This is a genomic window from Pseudoalteromonas sp. S408, from assembly GCF_005886645.1.
Taxonomy (GTDB): domain Bacteria; phylum Pseudomonadota; class Gammaproteobacteria; order Enterobacterales; family Alteromonadaceae; genus Pseudoalteromonas.
The window spans coordinates 106756-113332 of record NZ_PNDY01000019.1; the positions used below are offsets into that span (position 1 = coordinate 106756).

7 protein-coding genes and 1 pseudogene are annotated in these 6577 nt (G+C 40.8%); 5 read left to right on the top strand and 3 right to left on the bottom strand.

Annotated elements, in window-relative coordinates; all coding sequences use genetic code 11:
• Window positions 1-9 precede the first annotated feature (9 nt).
• Window positions 10-1593: an alkaline phosphatase gene (locus CWB62_RS14710; protein ID WP_058403666.1), complete on the bottom strand. Its 1584-nt coding sequence runs from the start codon at window positions 1591-1593 to the stop codon at window positions 10-12.
• A gap of 516 nt (window positions 1594-2109) precedes the next feature.
• Window positions 2110-2877: a sulfite exporter TauE/SafE family protein gene (locus tag CWB62_RS14715; protein ID WP_235591406.1), complete on the bottom strand. Its 768-nt coding sequence runs from the start codon at window positions 2875-2877 to the stop codon at window positions 2110-2112.
• Between the two features lie 170 nt (window positions 2878-3047).
• On the opposite strand from CWB62_RS14715, the gene CWB62_RS14720 reads away from it, so the two are divergent.
• From CWB62_RS14720 to CWB62_RS14740, 5 genes are all read left to right on the top strand, one after another.
• The gene (locus tag CWB62_RS14720; protein WP_058403665.1) at window positions 3048-3797 is read left to right on the top strand and encodes a GntR family transcriptional regulator; all 750 of its coding nucleotides are present in this window, start codon (window positions 3048-3050) and stop codon (window positions 3795-3797) included.
• A 404-nt stretch (window positions 3798-4201) separates the two neighbouring features.
• Window positions 4202-4411, top strand: coding sequence for a cold-shock protein (locus tag CWB62_RS14725; protein WP_006792548.1), 210 nt, complete (start codon window positions 4202-4204; stop codon window positions 4409-4411).
• A 187-nt stretch (window positions 4412-4598) separates the two neighbouring features.
• Complete coding sequence (locus CWB62_RS14730) at window positions 4599-4808, top strand: cold-shock protein (protein WP_006792549.1); 210 nt, start codon at window positions 4599-4601, stop codon at window positions 4806-4808.
• Window positions 4809-4969: 161 nt separating this feature from the next.
• Window positions 4970-5215, top strand: a complete 246-nt coding sequence (locus CWB62_RS14735; protein WP_006792550.1) for a DUF3297 family protein — start codon at window positions 4970-4972, stop codon at window positions 5213-5215.
• 166 nt (window positions 5216-5381) lie between these two features.
• Window positions 5382-6299, top strand: a complete 918-nt coding sequence (locus tag CWB62_RS14740) for a homocysteine S-methyltransferase family protein (RefSeq protein WP_138528166.1) — start codon at window positions 5382-5384, stop codon at window positions 6297-6299.
• A gap of 2 nt (window positions 6300-6301) precedes the next feature.
• Here CWB62_RS14740 and CWB62_RS14745 read toward each other — a convergent pair.
• Window positions 6302-6577: pseudogene (locus CWB62_RS14745) on the bottom strand (alpha/beta hydrolase); the annotation flags it as partial.

Sequence of the window (6577 nt, forward strand, 5' to 3'; positions counted from 1 at the left end):
TCGCCGCCATTATTGCTGAGTTAATTCAAGAGCTTGGTTAATTAGATGAAATACAACGTTTTGCTCAATTACACCTTGAGCAAGTTGCGCACCCGGGCCTTTAGCGTGCAGTGAAATATCTTCACCAGCATGTGTTTCAGAACCGAGTGGCACGGTTGTTTCTTGGTGAAAACCTGGGGTTGTTGTATCAACACCATTTAACTCAACACGCCCTGCGACTGGGCCGCTTAAGTAGGTTGCATCAGCGTTTGTTTCATCACCTAGGTCTCTAAAACCTAAACCATTTGCATAACCTACTGTAGTGTATGGCATGTCATCGGCAGCAAGGCTTGGCGCTGTTTGGCCTACGGCTACTACTTGGCCTAAAATTGGGTTACCGCGTTTAGGGTAACCTGCAATAGTAAATACATGGCTGTGATCGGCAGTCACTAAAATAAGGGTTTCTTCTGGGTTGGTATTATCGATTGCCGCTTGCACTGCATTGGCAAATTCAATGGTGTCGTTAAGTGCGTTGTAAGCGTTACCCGCATGATGTGCGTGGTCAATTCGGCCCGACTCAACCGTTAAGAAAAAGCCATTATCGTTTTTACCCAGTACATCAATCGCTTTTGTGGTCATTTCGGTAAGTGACGGCTCGCCTGCCACGTCATTTGCGCGGTCAGCTTCGTATTGCATGTGCGATTCGTTAAATAAACCAAATACTTTAGTAGCGTCATCAGCAATGGCATCAAACCCTGCTTGGTCCATCACATACGTTGCATCTGGGTATTGTGCTTGCCACTCGGTAACTAGGTTACGCTCATCGGTGCGGTCGCCTTCAACAGCACTTACTGCGTCACTTGAATTAGCCGCAGCATCTTTTGGTAAAAAGTGACGACGACCGCCGCCCATTACAAAATCAAGGCCGTCTACGTCGGTGCCTAAAAAGCGCGCTTCTAGATTTTTTTCAAAATTAACTAGCTGTGAGGCAATATCTTCACAGCCTTCTGAGCCCTCTGGCATATCTGAAATATCTTCCCAGTTGCGGTCTGCCGATTTAGCATACGTTGCCGCTGGCGTTGCATGGGTAATACGCGCTGTAGAAATAACACCTGTTGCTAGGCCTTTAATTTCAGCCAGTTCTGTTGCCGTTAAAAGCTCGTTACCTGCAACCGTTGAACACACACCACGTTCAATGTCTTCGTCTACACCGATTACACCTACATCGGTTTTAACACCTGAGATCATTGCGGTCATTGTGCCTGCAGAATCGGGGGTTTGCGCATCTACGTTGTAGGTTTTAACTTGCGCAGAGTATGGAAATTTTTCAAAGCTTAAATAGCCTTCTTCACCTGGGTTACCTGCTCGTTGGCCTTTTAAAATACGTGCTGCCGTTAGGGTAGAAATACCCATGCCGTCACCCACAAATAAAATCACGTTTTTTGCTTTTGTAACTTGTGCACTTTGTGCCTGAGTATTTTTAGTAGCTAACGTAGTTTGTGCGTTTGTATACCAGTTATTATCTGTTTGGCTTTGTGGTAACACATTGGCATGGCTAGCGGCGCTTAACATAAATGTTAGCCCAACCGCCGCAGCGACTTTTTTAATTTTCATCCTTTATTATTCCCATTATGTAGTGGTTATTTTTGCTTGAAGCTAAAACCTCAAATAAGTAACCGCTGCACTATAGAAAATACATATGACTAATAAAGGACGTTTTAATGAAGAAAAAGTGACCAAAGATTGACAAAAATAAGACACAAAAAAGCGCAGCGGTTTAACGCTGCGCTTGTTGTTATACAAGGGAAAATATTTTTAATTATTAAAAGCGCGCCTTAAACGACACCCCAAAGTAGCGCTCTGCATCACGCGGGATTTGGTAACGGAAGTTATCGCCACTGTAGGTTGTTGCATAGCTTTCGTCAGTTAGGTTTTTAGCAATAAGCGATACTCTGAAGGCATCGTCTTGATGCTGATTGATGTACTAACAGGCCGTGGCTTCAAAGTCTGGCTTGCGTCATTCCAATGCATTTAAGAGGCTTCTTAACCAACCACTCACTGTTCATAAGATACTAGTTAAACTACTGTAATTCCCATATCAACGTAAATAAACTTAAGTTACCCACTAACTTACAATATACTCGCTGCTGATGTGGCCACCAGCGATACACCACTTAAGCCGAGCAATGTAATTGCCATTATATAAACCCATTTTGCATCGACGTAATGGGTTAATTTACGGGCAAAATGTGTAACTAAGAGCACAAGAGGTATTGCCGCTGCAATTAAAAACATAATGTCGGGCTCAGGTAAGGTACCAAATGTTGCAATACCTACACGCACAAAGCCGCTAATGGTAAATACAGCAAGTAATGTGCTGCGTATAGCCTCAATAGACCAACTTTGTTTATAGCACTGAAAAACCAACGGTGGTCCCGAGGTTGAAAACAGCCCGCCCAACAATCCACTTAAGCCGCCTGCGATTAAAAATGATCCACGCCCGCTTTTCTTATTTACTTTTGCACGGCCAACTAGCATTAAGCCACAACACAGCAAAATACTAACTCCTAAAATAAAGTTTAAAAGCTGCGTTAAATGCGCCGACATATACTCAAGTAAACCAAACCCTAGCAACATTAGCGGGATACCCGTATACAGCATGAGTTTTAGTTCAGGTACTTTTACTGCATTACGGTTTTTAACCACCACAGTGGTTGAGTTAACAAGCCCTAACAAACTTACTAAAAACGTGGTTGCTGTTAATGGCAATACATCTAAGAGCGTAAAACTGGCAACCACCAGCAACCCAAAACCAAACCCACTAAGCGTTTGCATTATGGTGGCAATGCCTAGACAAAGCGCCATAAGCAATATGAGTTCTAACGAGATACTGAGCACTTTAAATTTCCTAGATATGCGCTATTGTAGCGTAACGATTTGTTTTTAAGAACAAAGTAAATGTAAGCTGTATTGCAATTGCTCATAATTAATTGGGCTTACGCCAAGGTGCGCAAAAAGTACCACCTATGTTATAACTACAGGTGGATTAAATTTAACGGTAAATAACGATGAGTAACTCTTTGTTTGATCACAAATTAAGTGGCCCAAGCTTGGCTTTTCAACCGCTTTACTTACAAGTGGCTGATTATATTAAACAGCTCATTGTTGGAAGACGCTGGGTGCCTGGCGAAGCATTACCAAGCGAATTTCGCCTTGCTGAAGAATTTAATGTAAGCCAAGGCACTGTTCGTAAAGCACTTAATTTATTAACCGACGATAAAATAGTCACCCGCCGCCAAGGTGTTGGTACCTTTGTATCTGAGCATACCCCGCAAGACGCACTTTTTAGGTTTTTCCCACTGCAAGCCGACGGTAAAGGTACTGATTTACCCAAAGCAGAGCTGTTATCGGTTGAGCTTTGCCCTGCACCACTCGATGTAATTGAAGCCCTGCAACTTAATAAAAAAGACAAAGTCGCTAAGCTTGTGCGTAGGCGTATTATTGATAACGAATTTTGTATGAGCGAAACTATATACCTTCCACAAAGCTACTTTCCTAATATACATCAAAGTAGTGATATTCCGCATACATTGTACCATTACTATCAAACCAAATTTAATCAAACCGTACATAAAACCCAAGACAGTATTAAAGCGGTATTAGCGGATGAAACCGATGCAAAAATGCTCGCAATTAACACTGGCGATCCACTGTTACTGGTGTCGCGCATTACAGAATCGATTGAAGGTAAACGTATTGAATATCGCCAAAGCAAGTGCAGAAGCGATCATTACCACTACCAAATTGAACTTGATTAAAAAACCGCGCTTTAACCGCTAATAACTAGGGCCTTTTGCCCTGTATGAATTAAAGTTTGTTGAATCTAACGGCGAGATTTAATGGCGTCGTGAGGTTTTTAACCTAGTAATATCGATAACTGATATTTAATTAATCTACTGACTCATACCCATATAATAAATAAGAACGGCGAAACTAAAGAGTAAACTACCCTAAGCTAAAAAATAAAATAACAATAAAGCTTGGTGTATTATCAAACATGCTGTTATCCTGCTCGGCATCGGGTTGATGAAAACCCAGTTTATTTGTAAGTACCTCGTTGATATTAGTAATAATCCTTCGCGTTATCCTCAGTTAAATGCACGTTTTCTTCCTGTTAAATTGCCTATTTAGGGCACACTTTTATTTATTTTTAGGATCTATTATGTCTAATACAACAACTGGTACAGTTAAATTTTTTAATGAAGCAAAAGGTTTTGGTTTTATCGAGCAAGAGTCTGGCCCTGATGTGTTTGCACATTTCAGCGCAATCTCTGGCGACGGTTTTAAAACCCTTGCTGAAGGCCAACGTGTACAGTTTACTGTTACTCAAGGTCAAAAAGGCCCACAGGCTGAGAACATTGTTAGCATCTAATTGCTAAACAATTAAATGGGTTAGCAATAACCCATTTTGAATACTAGTTTGAAAGAAGTTTTGTTTTATTTGTTAGTACCCCGTTGTTTTAGTAATAATCCTGCGCGTTATCCTCAAGTTAACTATTTTTTCCGGCTCAATCGCCTCTTTTCAGGCACACTTATATTAATTTTTTAGGATACATATTATGTCTACTACAACTACTGGTTCAGTAAAATGGTTTAACGAAGCAAAAGGTTTTGGTTTTATCGAGCAAGAGTCTGGCCCTGATGTGTTTGCACATTTTAGCGCAATCTCTGGTGACGGTTTTAAAACCCTTGCTGAAGGCCAACGTGTACAGTTTACTGTTACTCAAGGTCAAAAAGGCCCACAAGCTGAGAACATTGTTAGCATTTAACATGTTTTAAATAAATGCGTTTTTTAACGCATTTATTACTCCCTTAATTACCTTCTATCAGTATTACTAAAGCCCCTTCAAACATTTATTTCAGTCTTGCTTGAGCATAACTCCTGTATTGCCTACAATAGCGCACAATATATTCTATGCAGATCCCTATTATGACTGATACAAATAAACCTGAATTACCTGATCAACTTTCTATTAATCCACGCAGCAAATTTTATGTAGAAGAAGTTTTTGAACATGAAATTGGTATTACACTTAACGGCAAAGAACGCTTTGACGTTGAAGAGTACAGCATTAGCGAAGGTTGGATTAAAGTAGCAGCACCTAAAGCGTTAGATCGCCGCGGCCAGCCATTACTTATGAAAGTAAAAGGCAAGGTAGAAGCGTTTTACAAATAAGTTAAACCTTATTTAAAAGTAAGCGACTCCCTTGGGCAGTCGCTTTTTTTGTGTCTATTAAAAAGTATTGAGCTTTTTTTATGTTAAACCTGATGAAGTTTCACTATATTTTTAAGCAAAACATGTTTGAATGACGCCATATTATATAGAACAGCGGAAGCTTATTATGAATAAAGTAATTATTTTAGATGGTGGCATGGGGCGCGAACTTAAGCGCATTGGTGCTCCGTTTACGCAACCCCTTTGGAGTGCACAAGCACTTATAGAAGCGCCACACTTTGTCACTCAAGCACACACTGGGTTTATAGACGCTGGTGCTGAAGTAATTACTGTAAATAGTTACGCATGTGTACCGTTTCATTTGGGCGAAGCGCTTTATAATTCACAAGGTGCCGCGCTTGCCAATCAAGCTGCAATCATTGCAAAAAAAGCAGCTCAAAGTGCACAGCAAAATGTAATGGTAGCAGGTTCGCTTCCGCCGGTATTTGGCTCTTACCGCCCGGAGCTATTTGAACCTAAACGTGGTTTTACTATTTTAAATACACTTTATGACGCACAAAACGAGCATGTAGATTTATGGATTGGCGAAACTATTTCAAGCATTGAAGAAGCACATGTAATGGCAAGTGTACTTAAAAATTCAAACAAGCCATGCTATTACGCATTTACTTTAAATGATGAAGTTAGCGAACAAGCAACCCTGCGCTCAGGTGAATTAGTAACTGACGCCATAACAGAACTACTTGAATACAATATTGCTGGTATTTTATTTAATTGCTCGATCCCCGAAGTAATAGAACAAGCCTTGGTAGATACTAATAAGGTCGTGTCGAAACTTAATAAAACCGTGGTGTTGGGCGCCTTTGCAAACGGCTTTACACCTATTGCCCATGACTATCAAGCCAATCAAGGCTCGCAAGCGTATCGCGATATTTCACCTTCAGAATACCTAGACTTTGCAAAAAAATGGCACAACCTAGGCGCAAGTATTATTGGCGGCTGCTGTGGTATAGGCCCAGAATTTATTGAAGTACTGGTAAGCTGGAAAAATGAACTCAAAAACACTCAGCGTTATTGGTTGTGATTTTATTGCAACCAATCAAGCCCTTGTATTGCTGTAGTAGGAAATGCTGTTGCATGGCTAGCGCCCTCAATAACCACACTTTTTAATTGTATATTGTCACTGTTAAGTGCATTAATTTTTTGTACCAATTGCTTGGCACCCTCAACCATATTTTGTCCTTCACCAAAGGCTGGGGTTTCCTTTGCTCCCACCGATATATAAACTTTTATAGGCACTTTAGGCTTATTTGCTTGTGGCGCTAAGACTGCGTTGCTGTTAAACCAAACAGACGGGCTACC

Excerpts from the sequence above, each read along its gene's own strand:
- CWB62_RS14710 (WP_058403666.1), bottom strand. The coding sequence starts at position 1,593 with ATGAAAATTAAAAAAGTCGCTGCGGCGGTTGGGCTAACATTTATGTTA.
- CWB62_RS14720 (WP_058403665.1), top strand. The coding sequence starts at position 3,048 with ATGAGTAACTCTTTGTTTGATCACAAATTAAGTGGCCCAAGCTTGGCT.
- CWB62_RS14725 (WP_006792548.1), top strand. The coding sequence starts at position 4,202 with ATGTCTAATACAACAACTGGTACAGTTAAATTTTTTAATGAAGCAAAA.
- CWB62_RS14730 (WP_006792549.1), top strand. The coding sequence starts at position 4,599 with ATGTCTACTACAACTACTGGTTCAGTAAAATGGTTTAACGAAGCAAAA.
- CWB62_RS14735 (WP_006792550.1), top strand. The coding sequence starts at position 4,970 with ATGACTGATACAAATAAACCTGAATTACCTGATCAACTTTCTATTAAT.
- CWB62_RS14740 (WP_138528166.1), top strand. The coding sequence starts at position 5,382 with ATGAATAAAGTAATTATTTTAGATGGTGGCATGGGGCGCGAACTTAAG.